Source organism: Rhizobium sp. AN80A, from assembly GCF_030053015.1.
In the GTDB taxonomy this organism is placed as follows: Bacteria; Pseudomonadota; Alphaproteobacteria; order Rhizobiales; family Rhizobiaceae; genus Rhizobium; species Rhizobium metallidurans.
Genome location: NZ_JASJPX010000003.1, coordinates 2937143 through 2958187, shown reverse-complemented (window position 1 = coordinate 2958187; position 21045 = coordinate 2937143). Strand labels below are relative to the sequence as shown.

The 21045-nt window shown below is 62.0% G+C and carries 20 protein-coding genes and 1 pseudogene; 6 read left to right on the top strand and 15 right to left on the bottom strand.

Annotated elements, in window-relative coordinates; genetic code table 11:
• Positions 1-6: 6 nt before the first annotated feature.
• The gene (locus tag P3R82_RS26235) at positions 7-444 is read right to left on the bottom strand and encodes a metallopeptidase family protein (protein WP_183899995.1); all 438 of its coding nucleotides are present in this window, start codon (positions 442-444) and stop codon (positions 7-9) included.
• A 163-nt stretch (positions 445-607) separates the two neighbouring features.
• Here P3R82_RS26235 and P3R82_RS26230 point away from each other — a divergent pair, with 163 nt between their 5' ends.
• The 5 genes and pseudogenes from P3R82_RS26230 (at position 608) to bfr (ending at position 7392) form a co-directional block, all read left to right on the top strand.
• Positions 608-1558, top strand: a complete 951-nt coding sequence (locus P3R82_RS26230; RefSeq protein ID WP_283195898.1) for a hypothetical protein — start codon at positions 608-610, stop codon at positions 1556-1558.
• 40 nt (positions 1559-1598) lie between these two features.
• Entirely contained in the window at positions 1599-3011 is a 1413-nt protein-coding gene (locus tag P3R82_RS26225; protein ID WP_349294083.1) for a DNA polymerase Y family protein, read from the top strand.
• Positions 3008-6454: an error-prone DNA polymerase gene (locus P3R82_RS26220; RefSeq protein ID WP_283195897.1), complete on the top strand. Its 3447-nt coding sequence runs from the start codon at positions 3008-3010 to the stop codon at positions 6452-6454. The genes P3R82_RS26225 and P3R82_RS26220 overlap by 4 nt, the downstream gene beginning before the upstream one ends.
• Positions 6455-6567: 113 nt before the next feature.
• Positions 6568-6941 (top strand): annotated as a pseudogene (locus tag P3R82_RS26215) ((2Fe-2S)-binding protein).
• Positions 6907-7392 carry a bacterioferritin gene (gene bfr, locus P3R82_RS26210; protein ID WP_162698425.1) on the top strand — a complete coding sequence of 162 codons (486 nt, stop codon included), beginning with the start codon at positions 6907-6909 and terminating at the stop codon, positions 7390-7392. The pseudogene P3R82_RS26215 and the gene bfr overlap by 35 nt, the downstream one beginning before the upstream one ends.
• 56 nt (positions 7393-7448) lie before the next feature.
• Here bfr and P3R82_RS26205 read toward each other — a convergent pair whose 3' ends face one another.
• The 6 genes from P3R82_RS26205 to rsfS form a co-directional block, all read right to left on the bottom strand.
• Positions 7449-7979 (bottom strand): RNA pyrophosphohydrolase, encoded by a 531-nt coding sequence (locus tag P3R82_RS26205; protein ID WP_283195896.1) that lies wholly within the window; start codon positions 7977-7979, stop codon positions 7449-7451.
• An 11-nt stretch (positions 7980-7990) separates the two neighbouring features.
• On the bottom strand, positions 7991-9187 hold the full coding sequence (locus P3R82_RS26200; protein WP_283195895.1) for a divergent polysaccharide deacetylase family protein: 1197 nt from the start codon (positions 9185-9187) through the stop codon (positions 7991-7993).
• Positions 9188-9266: 79 nt separating this feature from the next.
• Positions 9267-10589: a S41 family peptidase gene (locus P3R82_RS26195; protein ID WP_183900001.1), complete on the bottom strand. Its 1323-nt coding sequence runs from the start codon at positions 10587-10589 to the stop codon at positions 9267-9269.
• Positions 10579-12012 carry a murein hydrolase activator EnvC gene (locus P3R82_RS26190; RefSeq protein ID WP_283195894.1) on the bottom strand — a complete coding sequence of 478 codons (1434 nt, stop codon included), beginning with the start codon at positions 12010-12012 and terminating at the stop codon, positions 10579-10581. The genes P3R82_RS26195 and P3R82_RS26190 overlap by 11 nt, the downstream gene beginning before the upstream one ends.
• A 121-nt stretch (positions 12013-12133) precedes the next feature.
• Positions 12134-12616 (bottom strand): 23S rRNA (pseudouridine(1915)-N(3))-methyltransferase RlmH, encoded by a 483-nt coding sequence (gene rlmH / locus P3R82_RS26185; RefSeq protein ID WP_283195893.1) that lies wholly within the window; start codon positions 12614-12616, stop codon positions 12134-12136.
• Positions 12617-12747: 131 nt separating this feature from the next.
• The gene (rsfS, locus tag P3R82_RS26180) at positions 12748-13188 is read right to left on the bottom strand and encodes a ribosome silencing factor (protein ID WP_037112036.1); all 441 of its coding nucleotides are present in this window, start codon (positions 13186-13188) and stop codon (positions 12748-12750) included.
• A 207-nt stretch (positions 13189-13395) separates the two neighbouring features.
• Here rsfS and P3R82_RS26175 point away from each other — a divergent pair, with 207 nt between their 5' ends.
• The gene (locus P3R82_RS26175) at positions 13396-13776 is read left to right on the top strand and encodes a winged helix-turn-helix domain-containing protein (RefSeq protein WP_283195892.1); all 381 of its coding nucleotides are present in this window, start codon (positions 13396-13398) and stop codon (positions 13774-13776) included.
• Here P3R82_RS26175 and modC read toward each other — a convergent pair.
• The 8 genes from modC to obgE all read right to left on the bottom strand — a co-directional run bounded on the left by modC (position 13773) and on the right by obgE (position 21020).
• Positions 13773-14840, bottom strand: coding sequence for a molybdenum ABC transporter ATP-binding protein (gene modC / locus P3R82_RS26170; protein ID WP_283195891.1), 1068 nt, complete (start codon positions 14838-14840; stop codon positions 13773-13775). The genes P3R82_RS26175 and modC overlap by 4 nt on opposite strands.
• Positions 14837-15538, bottom strand: coding sequence for a molybdate ABC transporter permease subunit (gene modB / locus P3R82_RS26165; protein WP_283195890.1), 702 nt, complete (start codon positions 15536-15538; stop codon positions 14837-14839). Before modB ends, modC begins: the two co-directional genes overlap by 4 nt.
• Positions 15539-15612: 74 nt before the next feature.
• Positions 15613-16392, bottom strand: coding sequence for a molybdate ABC transporter substrate-binding protein (modA, locus tag P3R82_RS26160; protein WP_283195889.1), 780 nt, complete (start codon positions 16390-16392; stop codon positions 15613-15615).
• A gap of 105 nt (positions 16393-16497) precedes the next feature.
• Positions 16498-16851, bottom strand: a complete 354-nt coding sequence (locus P3R82_RS26155) for a hypothetical protein (RefSeq protein WP_283195888.1) — start codon at positions 16849-16851, stop codon at positions 16498-16500.
• 26 nt (positions 16852-16877) lie between these two features.
• Positions 16878-17528 carry a nicotinate-nucleotide adenylyltransferase gene (locus P3R82_RS26150; protein ID WP_283195887.1) on the bottom strand — a complete coding sequence of 217 codons (651 nt, stop codon included), beginning with the start codon at positions 17526-17528 and terminating at the stop codon, positions 16878-16880.
• A complete protein-coding gene (locus tag P3R82_RS26145) occupies positions 17503-18786 on the bottom strand; it encodes a glutamate-5-semialdehyde dehydrogenase (RefSeq protein WP_283195886.1) in 1284 nt (427 codons plus the stop codon). The genes P3R82_RS26150 and P3R82_RS26145 overlap by 26 nt, the downstream gene beginning before the upstream one ends.
• The gene (proB, locus tag P3R82_RS26140; protein ID WP_283195885.1) at positions 18779-19948 is read right to left on the bottom strand and encodes a glutamate 5-kinase; all 1170 of its coding nucleotides are present in this window, start codon (positions 19946-19948) and stop codon (positions 18779-18781) included. Before proB ends, P3R82_RS26145 begins: the two co-directional genes overlap by 8 nt.
• The gene (obgE, locus tag P3R82_RS26135; protein ID WP_283195884.1) at positions 19941-21020 is read right to left on the bottom strand and encodes a GTPase ObgE; all 1080 of its coding nucleotides are present in this window, start codon (positions 21018-21020) and stop codon (positions 19941-19943) included. Before obgE ends, proB begins: the two co-directional genes overlap by 8 nt.
• Positions 21021-21045 lie beyond the last annotated feature (25 nt).

The window sequence follows — 21045 nt, the reverse complement described above, 5'->3', positions numbered from 1 at the left end:
GGCCACTTAACGCTCGGCCGCCTCTTCGGCGCTCGCCTCGATCCGCTCCATATCGTCGTCGCTGAGACCGAAATGGTGGCCGATCTCGTGGATCAGCACATGGGTGATGATATCGCCCAGCGTTTCGTCGTTCTCTGCCCAGTAATCGAGGATAGGCCGCCGGTAAAGGCGGATGCGGTTGGGAAGTTCGCCCGTCTCCAGCGTGAAGCGTTCGGAAATCCCGCGGCCCTCGAACAGGCCGAGCAGATCGAAGGGCGTTTCCAGCGCCATGTCCTCGAACACGTCGTCGTCGGGGAAGTCTTCGATTTCGATCGTCAGATTGGTGGTCAGCGCACGGAATTCTTCCGGCAGATGGCTGTAAGCCTCCATCGCCAGGGACTCGAACGTGCTGATTGTCGGAGCGTGGCGATCCTGCCAATTGTCGCTCTGGTCTATGCGAGCCATAAAAGCTCCTTTCCTTTGCCGCCCATATAGAGCCTTTGCAGCTGATTTTCGAGAGCGGAATCAAGGGCAGGAATAAATTCACATCAAACGGCTGTTGACTCTTCGGTCGAGCTCTGGAATCCATAAGAACATAATAGGAACATCCGATAGATGGAGTGACGTCGTGGCACAGTCGGCCGTGGCGCGCGAGCGGCTTTTTGCGCTCCGCGAAACCATTGCGAAGCTTGAAGGAAAACCGGTTCCGGCATTGGCGGCGGCGGAGAACCAGGCTTTGGCCGACACCGTTCTCGACAAGCGTGAAACCGAAGACGTCCTGCGCCTGCCGCTTGGCATCCCCGCTCTGGATGAAGCTCTCGACGGCGGCCTGCCGCTCGATGGCCTGACAGAGATCCGTACGACGTTGCTGCGCAATGCCGGCGCAAGCAGCGGCTTCGTCCTGGCGCTCGCGGCCATGCTCCAGCACGGGCAAGCGGAAGGCGCCAAAGGTCAGCTGCCGATCCTCTGGATCGCCGACACAGTGGCGACGATGGAGGCGGGACGGCCCTATGCCGTCGGCTTGAGCGATTTCGGCCTGAAGCCGCGGCTGTTTCTGCACGCCGCCCCGAAAAAGCTGGAAGACGCGCTATGGCTGGCGGAAACCGCCGTCGAAAGCGGCGTCTTTCCGGCCACCATTCTCGAGGTTCGCGGCAATCCCAGGCCCTTCGGCCTGACGGAAAGCCGCCGCCTCAACTTGCGGGCAAAGGCATCGCGCCGCCCGCTTTTCCTGTTGCGGCAGGCAGCGGAGGAAGAGGCCAGCAGCGCCATCTTCCGCTTCCTTGCCGAACCCGCGCCATCCACGGCGCGGCCCTTGCCCGATGGCTCGATGCTGGGCGGCAGCATCGGCAATCCGATCTTTCGCCTCACCCTGGAGAAAAGCCGAAACCCGGCTCCCTTCTCCATTCTTCTGGAGTGGAACCCCCATGACCGCCGGTTTTTCCCTGTCCGCCCATCAGCCGACACTCACTTTCCAGGCGAACGCTCAGCGCATTCTGGCGCTGCATTTCCCGCATCTGCCGACCGACCGCATATCCAGGAAGAAGTGGGGTCTCGCCTGGCGTTTGCGCAATCGTCCTGAGACGTCGCCGATCGTCTGCTCCGGCCGTCATGCCAACACCATGCGGCTGACGGCGCTGGACGAGGCGGCCGAAGCGATCAACCTGAAAAGGAACATGGGGGTCGCCGAAGCCCGCGCCATCCACCCGACGATCGAGGTGATCGAGGAGGACCCGGCCGCCGACCTGCGCTTTCTCGAAGGCATCGCCGACTGGTGCGACCGCTATACGCCGCTGGTGGCGCTCGACGGCAGGGATGGGCTGTTTCTCGACATCACCGGCTGCGCCCATCTCTTCGGCGGCGAAAAGGCGCTGCTCCAGGATATCCTGTCCAGGCTCTTTCAAATGGGCATCGACGTCCGTGGCGCGATCACCTCCTCCCCCGGCCTGTCCTGGGCGGTCAGCCGCTTCGGCCAGGGAGGCGTGATCGAAGAGGACGAGACGGAACGGGTCGTCGCCCCTCTTCCGGTCGCAGCACTTCGCCTCTCGGACGATACGGTCACAGCCCTCACGAAGATGGGGCTGAAGTATATTGGCGACCTGATGGAAACTCCGCGCGCGCCGCTGACCCGCCGTTTCGGCGCAAGCGTGCTGTTGCGGCTTGACCAGGTGCTTGGAACGGACGAGGAGCCGATATCGCCGCGTCTGCCTGTCGCCAGCCTCTCGGCAGAGCGCCGCTTGATGGAACCGGTCGCGGCGGAAGAAGAGATTCTCGCCGTGACCGATCAGATCGCCCATGCGCTGAAACCCTCGCTGGAATCACGCGGTGTCGGCGGACGCGTTTTCGAACTCGTCCTGTTTCGCGTCGATGGCAAGGTATTCCGCATCGCGGCCGGCACGACGAGGCCGCTGCGGGAGCCCAGGCGCATCGCCGTCCTGTTCGCCGAACGCCTGCAGGCCGTCCATGACGATCTCGACGCCGGCTACGGGTTCGAGATCCTGCGCCTCAATGTCCTTCGCCACGAGACATTCGATACGGCCCAGAGCGATTTCGAGGGACATCAGCAAAATGATGCGTCGCTGGCCGCCTTCGTCGATCGCGTCTCCGCGCGATTGGGATCGGATTGCCTGCGGACCTTCCAGCTGCGCGAGAGCCATCTGCCCGAAAGGGCCGTGACTTCGGTTCCCGCCATCGACGGCCTGTCCGCGAGGATCGAGCAAGGAAACCCACTGCCCTCGCGCAGCGAAAGACCCACGCGCCTCCTGAAAAAAGCGGAGCCTATGGACGCCTTCGCCATCGAGGTACCTGACGGCGCGCCGGCCAATTTTCACTGGCGCCGCATGCGCCACCGGGTTGTCAAAAGCGAAGGACCGGAGCGGCTGGCCATGGAATGGTGGGTCGACAGCGCGCAGGCTCCGCCCCGCGACTATTTCCGCGTCGAGGATGACCGGGGCCATCGCTTCTGGATTTATCGCGAGGGCCTTTATGGCCATGACGAAAAGCAGAGCTGGTACATGCACGGGATGTTCGCATGACACGGGCTTTCTTCGAGATCGGCGCCAAGACCAACTTTTCCTTTCTGGAAGGGGCCTCCAAGCCTGAGGAAATGGTGCTGCAGGCCGCAATCCTTGGGCTAGGTGGCATCGGCATCGCCGACCGCAATTCGGTCGCGGGCGTGGTCAGGGCGCATGCCCAGGCAAAGGCCCTTCGAAAGAAGTTCGAGCGAAAGGAGCAAGGTCTGCTGGAAAAGGGAGAAAGGCCTGAAGACGTGCTTGATCCTGTCCGTCTGCAACCAGGCGCCCGGCTGGTTTTCTCGGATGGAACGCCGGATATTCTGGCCTACCCTCAAAACCGAAAGGGTTGGGCACATCTCTGCCGCCTGCTGAGCGCCGGCAATCTGCGCGCGGAAAAGGGTAACTGCGTCCTCATGGAAGAGGACCTCATGGAATGGGGCGACCAGATGATGCTGGCCGTCGTCCCCAATCCTTTTGTTGCCGACGATCCCCAGCGTTGCGACACATTCGAAGCCTGCGTCGGGCGTCTCCGGGTTCGTTTCCGTCACAAGCTCTACATGACGATGACATCAGCCTATGACGGTCGCGACAGGCGCGTATTCGCGGTGATCGCAATCCTCGCCGCCCGCAACCGCGTCCCCCTCATCGCCTCCAATCAGCCGCTCTATCACGATACTACCCGCCGCCCTCTGTCGGACATCGTCACCTCGATCAGGGAACATGTACCAATCCCGGAAGCCGGCTTTCTGCTGGCGCCGAATGCCGAACGTTACTTGAAGGATGAGCGCGAGATGCGGCGCCTCTTCCGCGACTTTCCCGACGCGGTCGAAAACACCGAGAAATTCTTCGCCAGGCTGAATTTCTGCCTGGACGAGCTGAAACACAATTATCCTGATGAGAACGACGCGGGCGAAACGCCTTACGAAACGTTGGAACGCCTGACATGGGCGGGAGCGGCAAGGCGTTTTCCTGAGGGCATCGAGGAGAAGACCCGGGAGCAGATCGTCTACGAACTGGACCTAGTGAGGCAGAAGCAATACGCACCTTATTTCCTGACGGTGCACCGGATCATCATGCATGCCCGCTACGAGCTCAAGATCCTTTGCCAGGGTCGCGGTTCGGCCGCCAATTCGGTCATCTGCTATTGCCTTGAGGTCACCGAGGTCAATCCCAAGAAAAGCGTGCTTCTCTTCGATCGCTTCATGTCGACGGACCGCGACGAGCCACCCGATATCGACGTCGATTTCGAGCATGATCGGCGCGAGGAAGTCATCCAGCACATCTACAAGCGCTATGGAAAGGAACACGCCGGACTGACGGCCGCCGTCACCAGTTACCGCACCCGCTCCGCAGGCCGCGAGGTCGCAAAGGCATTCGGCTTGTCGGAGGATGTGCAATCGGCGATCGGCAGCCTGGTCTGGGGTTGGTCGGATGACAAGCTGTCCGAGCGGGAAGCCAGGGCCGCCGGCCTCGACACCGGAAACCCCGTAACCAACCACGTCCTGCAATACGCTTCCGAACTCTTGAGCTTCCCCCGCCACCTCACCCAGCATGTCGGTGGCTTCGTCATCACCCGCGATCGCCTCGACGAGGTCGTTCCCATCATGAATACGGCCATGCCGGACCGCTACATGATCGAGTGGGACAAGGACGATCTCGACAACCTGAAGATTCTCAAGGTCGATGTTCTCGCGCTCGGCATGCTGACCTGCCTGCGCAAGGCCTTCGATCTTCTTCTGCTGCATTACGACGTGAAGAAGACGCTGGCCGATCTCGGTAACGACAAGCATGAGGACGAGGCGCCGGTCTACGACATGATGTGCCGGGCCGACACGCTGGGCGTCTTCCAGATCGAAAGCCGGGCGCAGATGAGCATGCTGCCGCGCCTGCGACCAAGGGTGTTCTACGATCTCGTCATCGAGGTTGCCATCGTCCGACCCGGGCCGATCCAGGGTGACATGGTCCACCCCTATTTGAAGCGACGAGAGCAACGACAGAAAGGTATCCCTATCGACTATCCGAGCCCGGAGTTGGAAGGCGTCCTTGAGCGGACGCTTGGAGTACCGCTCTTTCAGGAGCAGGCCATGCAAATCGCCATCACGGCTGCCGGTTTCGAGCCTGCCGAGGCTGACCAACTGCGCCGCGCCATGGCAACGTTCAAGCGGACGGGCACCATCGGCAATTTCGAACAGCGCTTCATCGACGGAATGGTATCCAAGAAGTACCCTCGGGAATTTGCCCAGCAGTGCTTCAACCAGATCAAGGGGTTCGGCGAGTACGGCTTTCCCGAAAGCCACGCGGCCTCCTTCGCGCTGCTCGTCTACGCCTCCTCCTGGATGAAGGCCTACTATCCCGATATCTTCTGCGCGGCCATACTCAATTCGCAGCCCATGGGCTTCTACGCGCCGGCGCAGCTGGTTCGCGATGCACGGGAGCATGGGGTAGAGATCCGGCCGGTCGACATCAACAGCTCGGATTGGGATTGCCTGCTGGAAGAGGGGCGTTTCGACAGCCGCCGGATCGACTTTCGCCATCGCGAGATGAGCGATGTCATCAAGGCCAACCATGCTGTGCGCCTGGGTTTTCGCCAGGTCAAGGGACTGTCGGAGACATCGATCAAGGAGAAGCTGGTGGCGAACCGGGGAGGCGGCTACATGTCCATCCGCGATCTCTGGCTGCGTTCGGGCCTCGACAAGTCGGATATCGAGCGGCTGGCGGATGCGGATGCCTTCAACAGCATCGGCCTTTCCCGGCGCGAAGCGCTATGGGCGGTCCGCGCGCTGGATGTGAAGAGTGCCGTCGAGCGCTTGCCGCTATTCGATCAGGCATCCCATTTCGACCTGCAGGTCGAGCCGCAAGCCAAATTGCCTGAAATGCTGCCGGGCGAACAGGTGGTAGAGGATTACAGGTATCTGTCGCTGTCGCTCAAGGCGCACCCTTTGTCCTTCCTGCGCGACGAACTGCGCGGCATCGGCATCACCCGCAGCGTCGACCTGCTCAGGGTGCCGAACGGCCGCTGGGTGACGATCGCCGGCCTTGTCCTGGTGCGCCAGCGCCCTGGTTCCGCCAAGGGCGTGATCTTCATGACGCTGGAAGACGAAACCGGCGTCGCCAATGCCATCGTCTGGCCGAAGACCTTCGAGAAATACCGCGCCATCGTCATGGGCGCCCGGCTCGTCAAGATCCGCGGCAAGCTGCAGAGCCAGAGCGGGGTGATCCATACCGTCGTCGATCACATCGAGGACATGACGCACGCCCTGGGGCTGCTACAGAAGGAAGCGGATCGCTTCGGCGTCTGCGACCGCTCGGACGAAGCACGCCGGCCAACCGCCGACCCCCGGCAGAAGAAGCTCAACGAGACATTGGAAAAGGCGGTGATGGAAAAAAGAATGACCAGGCGGGATAACTGCAGCCGGGATGAAGCAACGGCGTCGGTCATGCCGAAGGGCCGGAATTTTCATTGATTTTCAATAGACGGTGCTCTCCGATACCCGCAAACAAAGAGGCGCCCGCTTCGGCTGGATCAAAAGCCACCCGGTTGGCGGGCAAAGCGGAAGCGGCAGATTATGAATCTTTCTTGACAACAAGCGTCTTCTTTAGCAAAAAGACGATAGTCATTGTCATGTTTGGAATGAAGACGTGCTTGTCTGCAGTTGCAACTATATAACCGACACCGAGATCCGGGAGGTTATCAACAGCCTTCTCGATGAGGACTGTTGGCAGCTCATTGTCCCTGCGAAAGTCTACCACGCCATGGAGAAACGCGGTCGCTGTTGCGGTTGCTTCCCCAACGTGGTCGATATCATCATTCAGACGACCGAGGACTATCACGCCCGTCGGCACTCGACGGATGCCGAAATATTTGATTTCATGTCTCGCCTCAGAAACTTCCATGAAGAAAACAGGAGAGCGGACATTGAAAGGCGACAAAAAAGTCATCGAGCGGCTTAACGAAGCCCTCTTTTTGGAACTCGGTGCTGTCAACCAGTATTGGGTTCACTACCGGCTCCTTGAGGATTGGGGTTACACCAAGCTCGCCAAGAAGGAGCGGGCTGAATCGATCGAAGAGATGCAGCATGCCGACAAGCTGGTTGCACGCATCATCTTCCTCGAAGGCCACCCCAACCTGCAGACGCTTGCGCCCTTGCGCATCGGCCAGAACGTCAAGGAAGTTCTGGAAGCGGATCTCGCCGGCGAATACGACGCCCGCACCGCCTACAAGAAATCCCGCGACATCTGTCACGAGGCAGGCGACTACGTCTCCATGAAGCTCTTCGAAGAGCTCCTCATGGACGAGGAAGGCCACATCGACTTCCTCGAAACGCAGCTTGAGCTGCTCGGCAAGATCGGCGAAGCCAAGTATGGCCAGCTGAATGCCGACTCGGCCAACGAAGCCGAATAATCACGCAACGGGAGCCGGCCGCCTCTGGCTGCCGGCTCTCATCGGCAGCCATCCAATCAGGCAGCGGGCAATCCCGCGAGATGCCCGAACTCGCCGACCACCTGTTCGTAGACGCCGCGCTTGAAGGACACGATCAGTCCCGGCAGCTCCGCCATCGGCTTCCAGTCCCAAGCATCGAATTCCGCCGAATGTCCGCCGGGCGGCGGGTTTATGGCGATTTCGCTCTCATCACCCTCGAAACGGAAGGCGAACCAGCGCTGCGTCTGTCCGCGAAACTTGCCCTTCAGTCCGATACCGATCAGCTGCGGCGGCAGATCGTAGTTGATCCAGTTCTTCGCTTCGGCAAGCAGCGTCACCGTCTTCATCCCCGTCTCTTCGTAGAGCTCGCGATAGGCCGCCGTCAGCGGGTCCTCGCCCTTGTCGATGCCGCCCTGCGGCATCTGCCAGAGCTGCGGCGAGCCGTCATATTCCGAATTCTCCGCCGGAATCCGGCGACCGGCCCAGACGAGCCCGGCACGGTTGAGGATCATCACGCCGACGCAGGGGCGATAGGGCAGATCTTCGGCTTTAACGGTCGATTGGCTCATGGTTATCTCTGCTAGGGTTTCTTCAGATCGTTGGCGAGCGCGGCAACCCCAACGATTTCGATGCCGCGCATCGCCGCTTCTTCGGTCCATTTTGAAATGGCGTCGATGCTCTCGTCAAATGCCGCGGCAACGCCGATCGCCTGTCCGTTGCGCTTGGCCACGCGCTCGAGCTCGTCGAGCTTGTTGGTGATCGCGTTGAAATCGACCTGCCCGTCGAGCTGCACGTCCGCGAAGGCGTAGGGCGTTTCCGTACCCTTGGCGACCGCCGCGGTCTTCGACTGCGCCGAGGTGCCGTCGTCGAGAAACAGCAGTCCGCGCTTGCCGATGTCACGCATGACAGGCTCCAGCGCATTCGCATCCGAGAGAAAACGGCCGCCCTGATAGTTCAGCACGCCGGTATAGTTGGTGATCTCACCCATCGCCCGGTGCAGGCTCTCGATATTCTGGGCCACGCTTTTCGACGTCAGCAACGTGTCCGGCCCAGGATCGTTCGCCGGATAATCGAAGGGCTCGAACGGCACCTGGATCATGATCTCATGGCCGGAGCGGCGCGCCTCCTGCATCCAGCGCTGCAGACTATTGCCGCTGGCGGCAAACGCCAGCGTCACCTCCTCGGGCAGCGTCTGGATCGCCTTTTGCGTCCCGGTCTGACTAAGGCCAAGACCGCTGACGACGATCGCGATCCGCGTCCCCCGCGCGCCCGACCATGGCCGCGCATATTGATCCATGGGGCGGCGACCATCGGGACCGATGATCGGCAGCCGTCCGAATGGCGACGCCTCGAGCAGCGCATCGTTGGGTAGCGCGGCCATTCTCGGATCCTGCCCCACCTGCATGGCATCGACCAGGACGGGGCCGTTTCCGTCGCGGGGTTTCGGGCTGTACTTGGTCACCACCGAGCCGTCGCCCATGGTCGTCCGCTCGACATTGGCGCCGGACCGCGGGTCGCTGCGCGCAATTCCGCCGGGAGGCGTCGCATCCGGGGAGGAGGGCTGCTGCGCGGTATCGGTCGGAACGACGGAGGGCTGCCCGCTGGCGGGCGGCGTCTCGCGCTCCAGGCCGTCTCCGCGAAATGCGGTATAGAGCGAAAAGCCGCCGATCAGCACGAGACATAGCCCGGCGACCACCCGCCCCATGCGCAAGACGCCGGGGCGCTTGCCGCCGGGCTTGCGGTTCTGTCCAAGGGGCGCGTGCGGATCGGTGTTCATTCTTCGGCTGCTTCCATCATCCGGACAGCAAAAAGGCGTCAGGCCGGATCATCATCCGGCCTGACGCCTCGTCTGATTGTTACTTGGCGCTGACGGCCTTTTCAGGATTCGGCGGGAAGGACGGGTCCGTCTTCTTGCCGCGCAGAAGGTCGAACGCGTAGTTGAGCTGAACGTCATCCTTCGGGTCCGGCGGCACGTAGGCAACGGAGCCCGAACCTTCGTCTGTCTCGCTCTGGCCCTTGATGTGGCCGCGCAGGGCGGATTCACCCTCGGTCACCATCTTCCCCTTCAGATCGTCAGGCAGCGGCTCTTCGACCTTGATGTCAGGCGTGATGCCGGTGCCCTGGATCGAGCGGCCCGACGGCGTGTAGTAGAGTGCCGTCGTCAGGCGAAGAGCCCCGTTCTCGCCCAGCGGAATGATCGTCTGAACCGATCCCTTGCCGAAGGAGCGCGTGCCGAGAACCGTCGCACGACGCAGATCCTGCAGGGCGCCAGCGACGATTTCGGATGCCGAAGCCGATCCGCCGTTGATCAGAACCACGACCGGCTTTCCGTCCGTCAGGTCGCCCGGGCCGGCATTGAAACGGCGGGTTTCATCCGGATTGCGGCCACGCGTGGAAACAACTTCGCCACGCTGCAGAAGCGCATCCGAGACCTGGATCGCCTGGTCGAGCAGGCCGCCCGGGTTGAGACGCAGATCGAGCACATAGCCCTTGAGCTTGTCGGCCGGAACGGCCTTCTTGATCTTCTCGATCGCCTTTTCCATGTCGGGATAGGTCTTCTCGGTAAACGAGATGATGCGCAGATATCCGACATCATCCTCGACACGCGACTTGACCGCCTGAACGGCCACGACATCGCGAACGATCGTCAGCTGGATCGGCTTGTCGGCGCCCTTGCGGATCAGCGTCAGCTTGATCGGCGTGTTGATCGCGCCGCGCATCTTCTCGACGGCATCCTCGAGCTTCAATCCACGCACCGACTGCCCGTCGATCTCGGAGATAAAGTCGCCGGCGAGAACACCCGCCTTGGCGGCTGGCGTATCGTCGATCGGCGTGATGACCTTGACCATATCCTCTTCCATCGTGACTTCGATGCCGAGGCCGCCGAACTCACCCTTGGTCTGGGTCTGCATGTCCGCCGCGTCCTTGGCGTTCATGTAGCTCGAATGCGGGTCAAGCGACGACAGCATGCCGTTGATGGCATTTTCGATCAGCTTGTCTTCGGCCGGCGGCGTCACGTACTGGGCGCGAACACGCTCGAACACGTCACCGAATACGGACAGTTCCTTGTAGGTCGACGCCCCCGCCGCTTCCGCGGGCACACCGGCGGAATAGATGACGCTCATGGCCGTCGCACCCATCAATGCGCCAACCAGAACAAGAGAAGCCCTACGAATCATTGCGTGCCTTTCCGGTGTCTCTAGCGGTCCACCATGGTCGGGAATCGACCGGTTTTCCGTCTTTTCGAAATTCAATGTAAAGCGTTGGCCGGTTTGTTTCCAGCGCCAATGCTGTCGCACTGGCCACTCTTTTCGCACCCATCACCGCAAGCGGTTCGCCAGCGAAAACAAACTTGCCCTGCCGCGCGTTCATGGTCTCCATTCCGGAGAGAACCAGGTGATATCCGTCGCCGGCATCGAGGATGATCATCTGCCCGTAGCTGCGAAACGCGCCGGCATAGACGATCAGGCCGTCCGCGGGCGCGGTAACCACCGTTCCCGGATTGGTCGCGAGCGTTATGCCCATCGCCTCGTGACCTGTTCCATCGGCATCGCCGAACTGGCGCAGCATATCGCCGGCGACAGGCAGCTCCAGCTTGGCCTTCAATTCTCCAAACGGATATGCGGGCGCAATGCGGTTTTTATCGGGCACCCCGCTGTCGGCCAGAGCCTTGGCCTGCGCGCGTTGCTCATCCGTCAACAGCCTGCGATTCTCTTCCGCCTGACGCGCCGCCGCGGTGGCTTCGCGAACCGAGGAAATCTCGCTTTCCATCGATGCCACAAGGCTTTCCAGGCTGGTCGCCTTGCCGGCGAGTTCTTCCGCACGCTGGCGCTCGGCGTTGAGCTCGGCGGTATTGCTCTGGCTCAGTTTTTCATTCTCGGCGAGAAGCAAATCCATTCGCCGCTCCTCCTCGAGACTGTTCGTTATCGTCGTCGTCAAACCGGCCTTCTCGGCAGCGCTTGCCGCCTGCAACGAGGCCAGATTGCCGAGATCGGCGGCGAGCTTGTCCGTCTCCTTGCGGATACCAGGCACCACGGCGCCGAGCAGGATGGCGCTGCGCACCGAGGCAAGCGCGTCGTCGGGCGTCACCAGAAGCGCCGGCGGCGGATTGCGCCCCATTCGCTGGAGCGCCGCAAGCACTTCGGCAAGCACCCCGCGACGCTCGCGCAGAGACTGGCGCACCGCATCCTCCTTGACGCCGAGGTCGGCGAGTTTCTTCTCGCTTTCCAGTATCTTCTTTTCCAGCGACTTGCGCCGGGCGGCGGAATCGATCAGCGCCTGACGGACACTGCTGGTGCTCTTGTCCAGATCCTCGATGCTCTTCTGCAGCTCCGCGACCTTGCTGGAAGATAGGTTGATGGTCTTCGACAACGCATCCAGTTCGGTTCGAGTCTGGTCCCGCTTCTTCTCCAGCTCGACAGCTGGATCGGGTGCGACAGCCACCGCGGGCGCATCCGTCGCCTGCGGGTTCGGTTGCGAGGCACCCGGCTGTTCTTGCGCCAGAGCGGACACGCGCCCCGATACGCCGATCACCGACGCGGCAAGGCCGGCCACGGCAACCGACATGATCAGATAGCTTCGCTTGGATGCAGGTGTCGGCATGCCGATCGGTAAATCCTCTTAAACCGCGCGGAGATTAAGCTGATTTGACCGTCTTTGCCAGAAAGATTGAGGCCTGCCGCCCGATCGCGCAAGACACACCTGCGTGAATGATCGTGAGCACTCAGACACGATGGTAGGGATGGCCGGACAGGATCGTCACGGCGCGATAAAGCTGTTCCGCGATCAGCGTTCGGACGAGTTGGTGCGGCCAGGTCATCTTGCCCAGGCACAGGGTTGCGTCGGCACGATCGTAGAGCGCCGGATCAAGCCCATCGGCGCCGCCGATCGCGATCAGCAGCTCGCGCTTGCCCTGGTCACGGTAATTGCCGAGAAGATTGGCGAAGCCTTCGCTGTCGAGTGCCTTGCCGCGCTCGTCGAGAAGAATGAGAATACCGCCATCCGCCAGCGACTTCTGCAGCATGGCCGCTTCCTCGCGCTTGCGCGTGTCGGCATTGGAGGCGCGACTTTCCGCGACTTCGACAACACGGGAGAATTCAAGGCCGATTGCCGGACCGGCCTTGGCGAAACGGTCGAAGTAACGCGCCGCAAGATCCTTCTCCGGGCCGGATTTGAGCCGCCCCACGGCAAAAAGACCAACGCGCATATGTCCGCTCCTGCTATCAGGCTTTTCGCGGCTCAAAGGTGCCGCAGGCCGGGGCGTGCGCGCCGCCGGCCCAATCACAGCCATCTATCAGGCGCCGGACGCAGCGTCCAGACGGCCCGCCAGCAGACCTATCAGTGCAGAGTCTCGTCCAGATCGGGAGCCTGCCACATCTTTTCGATGTTGTAGAACTCGCGAATTTCGGGACGGAAGACATGCACGATGACATCGCCGGTATCGATCAGGATCCAATCACCGGCATCCTGACCTTCGACCCGGGCGGAGCCGAAGCCCTCATCCTTCAGATCGCTGAGCAGGTGATCGGCGATCGCCATGACATGGCGGCTCGAGCGGCCCGAGACAACGACCATGAAGTCGCCGAGCGCCGATTTTCCGGCAATGTCGATGGAAACGATATCTTCAGCTTTGGAGTCCTCGAGGCTGACGAGGACGGTGTGCAGGGCGCGGGCAGCGGCATCAACGCCACGTTCCGGGCTCTTCGGGACAACGACTTTCGTGCTTCCCTTTGCGTGTACTGTTGTCAGTGCTTTCCCTTTCTCGGAATGACAAAGCATGCACATCACTGATTTGGAAAACCAAATCATGATTAAGATAGGCACCGAACCATAAATGTTTCAAGACGCCCGCGATCACAAAGCATGAATGCCGGATTTGGCGCGGCAGCAACGGATGGCTCAGCCTTCAAGTGCATCCTGCCGGGCTGTGTACAGTCGCAGCCACCCTGCGTAAAGTGATGCTTCGTTCCAGATGCGAAGATCGACATGAAAAACAGCTCCGAAAACACGCTTGTCCCGGTACTCCGCATCAGTTTCCCGCATGAGGACCGGCTGGGACGCGGCAAGATGGAACTGCTGGAGCACATCAGGGAAACCGGCTCGATCTCCGCCGGCGGCCGCGCGATGGACATGTCCTACCGCCGCGCCTGGCTGCTGGTCAGCGAAATGAACCGGATGTTCAAGCATCCGGTCGTGGAATCGCAACGCGGCGGCCAGAAGGGCGGCGGCGCGGCGCTGACGGCCTTCGGCGAGGAGCTGTTGGCACGCTTTCGGCAGATGGAACGGACGATCCTGACAACGCTGGCCGACGATCTTGCCTGGCTGGAGAGCAACCGCGTGATCGACGGCACCGAGCCGACCGCTTAAGGCTCCAGCGCAACCGTCTTGATGATGGCGAAGACCGGCATACCGGCCTGCAACGCCATGCGCTCGGCTGAAAAGCTGGTGATCCGGGACAGGATCGCATCACCGCCGCAATCGATTGTGACGTCGACGGTCGCATCGCCTGAAGGGGTCACCGCCAGGACGGTACCATCAAGCACGTTGAGCGCGCTCAGGCCTCGCGGCCTTTCGGTGGCAAGCATCACGTCGCGAGAGGGAATACGAACCCGAACCATCTTGCCCGGCGCAAGACCGGCATCGGGCACACGTAGCCGCACCGCCGCCATGGCGACGGTCGCCAGGCGGTGCCTGTTATCGACGGCCTCGACCCGCCCCTGCAGCACGGCGCCCGCCTCGCGCCGGTCCAAGGACGCGGCGGGCAGGCTGAGCACCTCGGTCGCCGCTCCCACAGCCTTCACCCGGCCGTCCTGCATGACGACGACCTGATCGGCAAGCCGCGCCACCTCGGCCACGGAGTGGCTGACATAGACGATCGGAATATCCATCTCGTCGCGCAGACGCTCGAGGAACGGCATCACCTCGGCCTTGCGCGCTTCGTCGAGCGCCGCGAGCGGCTCGTCCATGAGCAGCAGGCGCGGCGACGACAGCAGCGCGCGGCCGATCGCCACCCGCTGCTTTTCGCCGCCGGACAGGTGCTGCGGGCCGCGCCCGAGCAGCTTTTCGATATCGAGCAGGTCGACGATCCGCTCGAGGCTCTCCCTTGGCGCCCCCTTGGGCGCGAACCAGCGGCCATAGGTCAGGTTCTGGCGAACGGTCAGATGCGGAAACAGCCGCGCCTCCTGAAACACGTAGCCGAACCGTCGGCGGTGCTTGGCAACGAAAACGCGCTTGGCGGTATCCGTCAGTGTTTCGCCGTCGAGGCTGATCTTGCCCTCATCGGGCCGTGTCAGCCCGGCGATCATCCGGATCATCGAGGTCTTTCCCGAACCCGAACGGCCGAACAATGCGGTGATCCCGCGTTCCGACGTGAACCCCGCATCGAGAGAGAACCCGTCAAACCTGTGCTTTGCCTGGACCACGAGCGTCATTGCGGATCGATCCTCCGTCCGATGAGGCGTGACAGGAACTCGGATGCGAGCAACGCCGCCATGGAAATGACCACGGCCACAAGGGTCAGCCGCAACGCGCCCGCGTCCCCGCCCGGCACCTGCGTGAAGGAATAGATCGCGGCCGACAGCGTCTGCGTCTCGCCCGGGATATTGGACACGAAAGTGATCGTCGCGCCGAACTCGCCCATGGCCTTGGCGAATGCCAGGATCATGCCGGCGATGATGCCGGGCAAGATCAAGGGAAGCGTCACGGTCAGGAACACCCAGATCGGGCTTGCGCCCAGCGTGCCTGCGGCTTCCTCCAGTTTGCGGTCGATGGCCTCGATGGAGAGGCGGATGCTGCGCACCATCAGAGGAAACGCCATCACCGCGCAGGCAAGCGCCGCTCCCGTCCAGCGGAAGGAGAAGACGATGCCGAAATACTGATCGAGAAAGCCGCCGATCACCCCGCGCCGGCCAAACAGCACAAGCAGGATGAAACCGGTGACGACGGGCGGCAATATGAGCGGCATGTGCACGATGCCGTTGAGGACGGATTTGCCCCAGAAGCGGCCGCGCGCCAGGATGAGAGCGATAGCGATGCCAAAGGGAAGGCTGGCGAGCGTCGCGACAACAGACACGCGCAGACTGAGCAAGATCGCCGTCCATTCGTCGCTGCTCAGACCAAGTGCTTCCAAATGCCATGCTCCCGAAAAAACGAAGGCCCACCGTGGTGGGCCTTCACGCTAGGCAGTTGCGTATAAAACCGCAATTACTTCAGGATGGTGAAACCCTGTTCGGTGAAAAAGCGCGCCGCCTTTTCCGACTTCAGGAATTCGAGATAGGCCGCTGTATCGGCGTTCTTGCTTTCGGACAGGATCGCGATCGGATAGGTGATCGGCGGGTGCGAGTCAGCCGGGAAGGTGCCGGCGACGGCGACGCCAGGATCGGCATTGACATCGGTCTTGTAGACGATGCCGAACGGAGCCTCGCCGCGCGAGACCAGCGCCAGCGCCGCGCGCACGCTTTCAGCGCCCGCGACCTTGCCTTCGACCGAGGCCCAGACGCCGAGCTTTTCAAGCGCCGCCTTGCCGTACTTGCCTGCCGGCACGGACTTCACTTCGCCCATCGCCAGCTTGCCGTCGCCGATCAGGCCCGCGAGATCGAAGCCCTGCTTGATATCGACCGGTTTGACCTTGTCCTTGGCGGCGACGAGCACGATGCTGTTGCCGAGCAGGTTGGAGCGCGTGTCTTCCTTGATCAAATTCTTCTTGGCGAGATAATCCATCCAGTCGAGGTCGGCCGAGATGAACACATCCGCCGGCGCGCCGCCTTCGATCTGCTTTGCAAGCGCCGAACTCGCCGCATAAGAGACGACGGCTTCCTTGCCGCTTTCCTTGGCCCATTCGGCATTGGCCGCATCAAGCGCATTCTTCATGCTGGCGGCGGCGAAAACGGTGACCTTGTCCGCGGCGAAGCCGGCCGTGGCGCCAAGCCAGAGCGCGGAGACCGCGACCGCGGCAAGTTTCATCCAATGACGACGATTATGCATTTCGGGTTCCCCAATACGACGAGATATCCGGAGAGATATAACGGAATATGGCGGTTGGCCAGCGCTATGTTTCAACGAACACAACGCATCGAGGAATGCAGCCAGTCAGATCCATGCATGTGAAACAACGGAACGATCGCATCCGGCCCATCCCTGTTGGTACGAGCCCGCATTTGCGCCGCGAGCCAATTGAAAAACATCAGCTTTCGGCGCGTAAGCGACGGAGATTGCTAAGAAAATAAGCAGCCGCGCCACTGCGACACTTAAACACATGCCGAAAACGCATTGCTGCGATGCACCAATTTCGCTTCCCTTTCTGGAATACTCATCATATAAGTTACCCATCGGACAGCGATCTCCTCCTCCCAAAGCTGTTCGATAAGCGATCGGCAACACTCCTCCTCCCAGTTGCCGATCAAGTTTTAAGCCCGACGGATCCTCCCCCGTCGGGCTTTTCATTTTCCAGCCTGGTGAAATGGATTGAATTAGGTGCCGTTCTGCGCGCGGATCGCCGTCGAACTCAATCGCGATCTTGGCCCGTGGATGAATGTCCAGGCCGGTGCCGGCTTCTTCCAGAGCGCTCTCGAATCGTCCTCGTCGACCCGGGCGAAATCGAAGGTCTTTGCCATCTTCGACGACAGGAACGACAGCGTCGCACCCGGTCTGTCAATGACGGCGATCGGGAACATGCGGGCGATATCCTGCCACCGCTGCCACCGGTGAAACGTCTTCAGGCTATCGGCACCCATGATCCAGATGAAATGCACATGCGGATTGCCGGCCTTGATCCGTGCCAGCGTTTCCGCGGTGAAGGTGGTGCCGAATTTCTTCTCGAACGCGGTGACCTTGATACCCGGATGCTTGGCAAGCTTCTCGCTGAGCCGCACCCGCTCCGCCAAGGGCAGCAGCTGGCTCGGGTCCTTGAGAGGATTGCCGGGGGTGACCATCCACCACAGCTGATCGAGGCCAAGCCGTTTGATGGCGATCTCCGCCACAAGCCCGTGGCCCTGGTGCGGCGGGTTGAAGGAGCCGCCGAACAGACCGACCACCATGCCCCGCTCGGCATGCGGCACGCGAAGATAGCGTCGGTCCAAGTCCTCGTTGATCACATCAGGTCCGGACTTGGCCGGTGCCATGCACGCGGTATTTGAACGAGGTCAGCTGCTCGACGCCGACGGGGCCTCGCGCATGCATCTTGCCGGTCGCGATGCCGATCTCCGCGCCCATGCCGAACTCGCCACCGTCGGCAAACTGCGTGGAGGCATTGTGGAGAAGGATGGCGGAATCGACCTCGGTGAAGAAACGTTCGACCACGGCTGCGTCTTCGGCGATCACGGCTTCGGTGTGGTTCGACGAATAGGTCTGGATATGCTTGATCGCGCCATCGATGCCATCGACGACAGCGACCGACACGATAGCGTCGAGATATTCCGTCGACCAGTCTTCCTCGGTCGCCGCCTTCGTTCCCGGCGCCGCCTTCACGACGCTCGAGGAGCCGCGAACTTCGCAGCCGGCATCAGACAGCACTTCGAGTAGCGGAACGAGATGCGTGTCGCTGGCTGCGCTGTCGACAAGAATGGTCTCGACCGCGCCGCAAATCCCCGTCCGGCGCATCTTGGCGTTGACGACGATCTCCTTGGCCATATCGAGATCGGCGGATGCATCGACATAGATATGGCAGAGCCCTTCCAGATGCGCGAAGACGGGCACCCGGGCTTCGTTCTGCACCCGCGCGACAAGGCTCTTGCCGCCGCGCGGAATGATCACGTCGATCGCTCCACCCAAGCCGCGCAACATGGCGCCGACGGCGGCGCGATCCGCGGTCGGAACGAGCTGGATGGCATGCTCCGGGAGCCCGGCCGCCTTCAGACCGCGCACCATGCACTCATAGATAGCCTGCGATGAACGGCGCGAATCCGAACCGCATCGCAGGATGACGGCATTGCCCGCCTTGACGCAGAGCGCACCGGCATCCGCCGTCACATTCGGGCGGCTCTCGAAGATCACGCCGATCACGCCGAGCGGCGTGCGTACGCGCTCGATCTTCAGGCCGTTCGGACGATCCCAGGCGCTGACCACCTCGCCGACGGGGTCCTTCAGAGCTGCGATCGCCCGAATGCCATCGGCCATCTCCGCGACGCGTTTGTCGCTGAGCGTCAGCCGGTCGATGAAGGAGGGCAGCATGTCGGAGCCCGCCGCATCCTCGAGATCCCGCGCGTTTTCAGCAAGGATACGCTCCTTGTCCGCCAGGATCGCATCGGCCATGGCATTCAGGGCAGCGTTCTTGGCGTCGGTCGAGGCGAAGGCCAACGGTCGCGCGGCAGCCTTGGCTTTGCGGCCGATGTCATTCATCAGCGCGTCAATGTCAGGGCTTTGCACGACTGTATCAAGCATGGGCGGCGTCCTTCTTCTGCCTTTCCGACTTCGAATTGATCTGCGAGGTCATGACCATGTCGTCGCGGTGGATCATCGCCGCGCGCCCGGCATAGCCGAGAATGGCCTCGATCTCGCTCGACTTGCGGCCGGTGATCTGGCGCGCTTCCTCGGCGTCATAGCCGGCCAATCCACGCGCGATTTCCCGGCCACTCGGGCCGACGATCGCCACCGTGTCGCCACGGCTGAACAGGCCGACGACCTTGCGCACGCCAGCGGGCAAAAGGCTCTTGCCGCCGCCCAGCGCCGTCACCGCGCCGTCGTCGACATGAAGCTCTCCGGCCGGCTGCAGCTGGCCGGCGATCCAGGTCTTGCGGGCAGTTACGGGCGTTCCGGAGGGCGCGAACCACGAGGATCGCGCGCCGTTCTCGATCGCCGACAGCGGGCTGTCGGTCTTGCCCGATGCGATGATCATCGCGCAGCCCGAGGTCGTCGCGATCTTGCCGGCGTCGATCTTGGTGCGCATGCCGCCGCGCGACAGCTCGGAAGCAGCACCGCCGGCCATCGCCTCGATGTCGGGGGTGATCTCGGCGATCGTCTCCAGAAACCGCGCATCCGGATCGAGATGCGGTGGAGCCGTGTAGAGGCCGTCGATATCGGAGAGCAGGATCAAGAGATCCGCGCCCGCCATCGTCGCGACGCGCGCCGCAAGGCGGTCATTGTCGCCATAGCGGATTTCGCTGGTGGCAACCGTGTCGTTCTCGTTGATGATGGGAACGGCGCCGATCTTCAGCAGCTGGTTGATCGTCGCGCGCGCATTGAGATAGCGGCGGCGCTCTTCCGTGTCACCAAGCGTCAGCAGAATCTGGCCAGCAACGATCCTGTCGCGCGACAGGCTCTCGGACCAGTCGCGCGCAAGGGCGATCTGTCCGACGGCCGCCGCCGCCTGGCTTTCCTCGAGCTTCAGCGCGCCCGAGGGCAGATCGAGAACCGAGCGCCCGAGCGCGATAGCGCCCGACGACACGACGAGCACATCGACGCCCTTGGCCTTTAACTTCGCGATATCGGCGCACATCGCATCCAGCCAGCTCTTCTTCAGGCCGGTTTTGCGATCGACGAGCAGCGCGGAGCCGATCTTGATAACGATGCGCCGGTAGCTACCCAGCGCCTTGTGCCTAGTCATTGGCCTCGTCCTCGTCGGCGATAATATCGCGATGACGCACCTTCAGCGCTTTGGCCGGCTTTTCAAGAATGTTCGCATCGGCATTGGCCTCGACGATGATATCGCGCAGCGCACGCAACACCTCGGTCATGCCCATGCCTGTTGCCGCCGAGATCTGGTAGGGCGTGCTGCCGCAGGCCTTGGCCAGCTCCTTGGTCTTCTTCGTCAGCGTTGCCTTGTCGAGAATGTCGATCTGCGACAGCGCCACGATCTCCGGCTTGTCGCCGATCTCGTCGCTATAGGCCCTGAGCTCGTGCTTGACCGTCTTGTAGGCCTTGCCGACATTCTCTTCCTGCGCGGACACGAGATGCAGCAGAACGCGCGTGCGCTCGACATGGCCGAGGAACCGGTCGCCGATACCGACGCCCTCATGCGCGCCTTCGATCAGGCCGGGAATGTCGGCGAGAATGAATTCGCGCTCGTCGATCGTCGCAACGCCAAGATTAGGATGCAGCGTCGTGAAAGGATAATTGGCGATCTTGGGGCGTGCACGGGTAACCGCCGCGAGAAAAGTCGACTTGCCGGCATTCGGCAACCCGACCAGACCGGCATCGGCGATCAGTTTCAGCCGCAGCCAGATGGTCTTTTCCTCGCCCTCGAGGCCAGGATTGGCCCAATCCGGCGCCTGATTGACCGAGGTCTTGAAGTGCGCATTGCCGAACCCGCCATTGCCGCCACGGGCGAGGCAGTAGCGCTGCCCCTCTTCCGTCAGGTCGCAGATCAGCGTTTCCTGGTCTTCCTCGAAGATCTGGGTGCCCACGGGCACCTTCAGCGTCACATGCTCGCCATTGGCGCCGGTGCGGTTGCGGCCCATGCCGTGCGTGCCGATCGTCGCCTTGAAGTGCTGCTGGAAGCGGAAATCGATCAGCGTGTTGAGACCATTGACGGTCTCCACCCACACATCCCCACCGCGTCCGCCGTCACCGCCGTCAGGCCCGCCGAACTCGATGAACTTCTCGCGCCGGAACGACACGGCACCCGCGCCGCCGCTGCCGGATTTGATATAGACCTTTGCTTCGTCGAGAAATTTCATTTTACTTCCATCATTCGGTGTCAGT

Bases quoted from the DNA above. Each gene is read 5' to 3' on its own strand.
- P3R82_RS26200 (WP_283195895.1), bottom strand. From the start codon at position 9,187: ATGAACACCGATCCGCACGCGCCCCTTGGACAGAACCGCAAGCCCGGC.
- modC (WP_283195891.1), bottom strand. From the start codon at position 14,840: ATGACGCTCGTGGTCCAGGCAAAGCACAGGTTTGACGGGTTCTCTCTC.
- P3R82_RS26235 (WP_183899995.1), bottom strand. From the start codon at position 444: ATGGCTCGCATAGACCAGAGCGACAATTGGCAGGATCGCCACGCTCCG.
- modA (WP_283195889.1), bottom strand. From the start codon at position 16,392: ATGCATAATCGTCGTCATTGGATGAAACTTGCCGCGGTCGCGGTCTCC.
- P3R82_RS26175 (WP_283195892.1), top strand. From the start codon at position 13,396: ATGAAAAACAGCTCCGAAAACACGCTTGTCCCGGTACTCCGCATCAGT.
- P3R82_RS26195 (WP_183900001.1), bottom strand. From the start codon at position 10,589: ATGATTCGTAGGGCTTCTCTTGTTCTGGTTGGCGCATTGATGGGTGCG.
- P3R82_RS26220 (WP_283195897.1), top strand. From the start codon at position 3,008: ATGACACGGGCTTTCTTCGAGATCGGCGCCAAGACCAACTTTTCCTTT.
- P3R82_RS26225 (WP_349294083.1), top strand. From the start codon at position 1,599: ATGCGGCTGACGGCGCTGGACGAGGCGGCCGAAGCGATCAACCTGAAA.
- rsfS (WP_037112036.1), bottom strand. From the start codon at position 13,188: ATGCTTTGTCATTCCGAGAAAGGGAAAGCACTGACAACAGTACACGCA.
- P3R82_RS26145 (WP_283195886.1), bottom strand. From the start codon at position 18,786: ATGCTTGATACAGTCGTGCAAAGCCCTGACATTGACGCGCTGATGAAT.
- P3R82_RS26190 (WP_283195894.1), bottom strand. From the start codon at position 12,012: ATGCCGACACCTGCATCCAAGCGAAGCTATCTGATCATGTCGGTTGCC.
- P3R82_RS26155 (WP_283195888.1), bottom strand. From the start codon at position 16,851: ATGAAAAGCCCGACGGGGGAGGATCCGTCGGGCTTAAAACTTGATCGG.
- rlmH (WP_283195893.1), bottom strand. From the start codon at position 12,616: ATGCGCGTTGGTCTTTTTGCCGTGGGGCGGCTCAAATCCGGCCCGGAG.
- P3R82_RS26205 (WP_283195896.1), bottom strand. From the start codon at position 7,979: ATGAGCCAATCGACCGTTAAAGCCGAAGATCTGCCCTATCGCCCCTGC.
- P3R82_RS26150 (WP_283195887.1), bottom strand. From the start codon at position 17,528: ATGGCACCGGCCAAGTCCGGACCTGATGTGATCAACGAGGACTTGGAC.
- proB (WP_283195885.1), bottom strand. From the start codon at position 19,948: ATGACTAGGCACAAGGCGCTGGGTAGCTACCGGCGCATCGTTATCAAG.
- obgE (WP_283195884.1), bottom strand. From the start codon at position 21,020: ATGAAATTTCTCGACGAAGCAAAGGTCTATATCAAATCCGGCAGCGGC.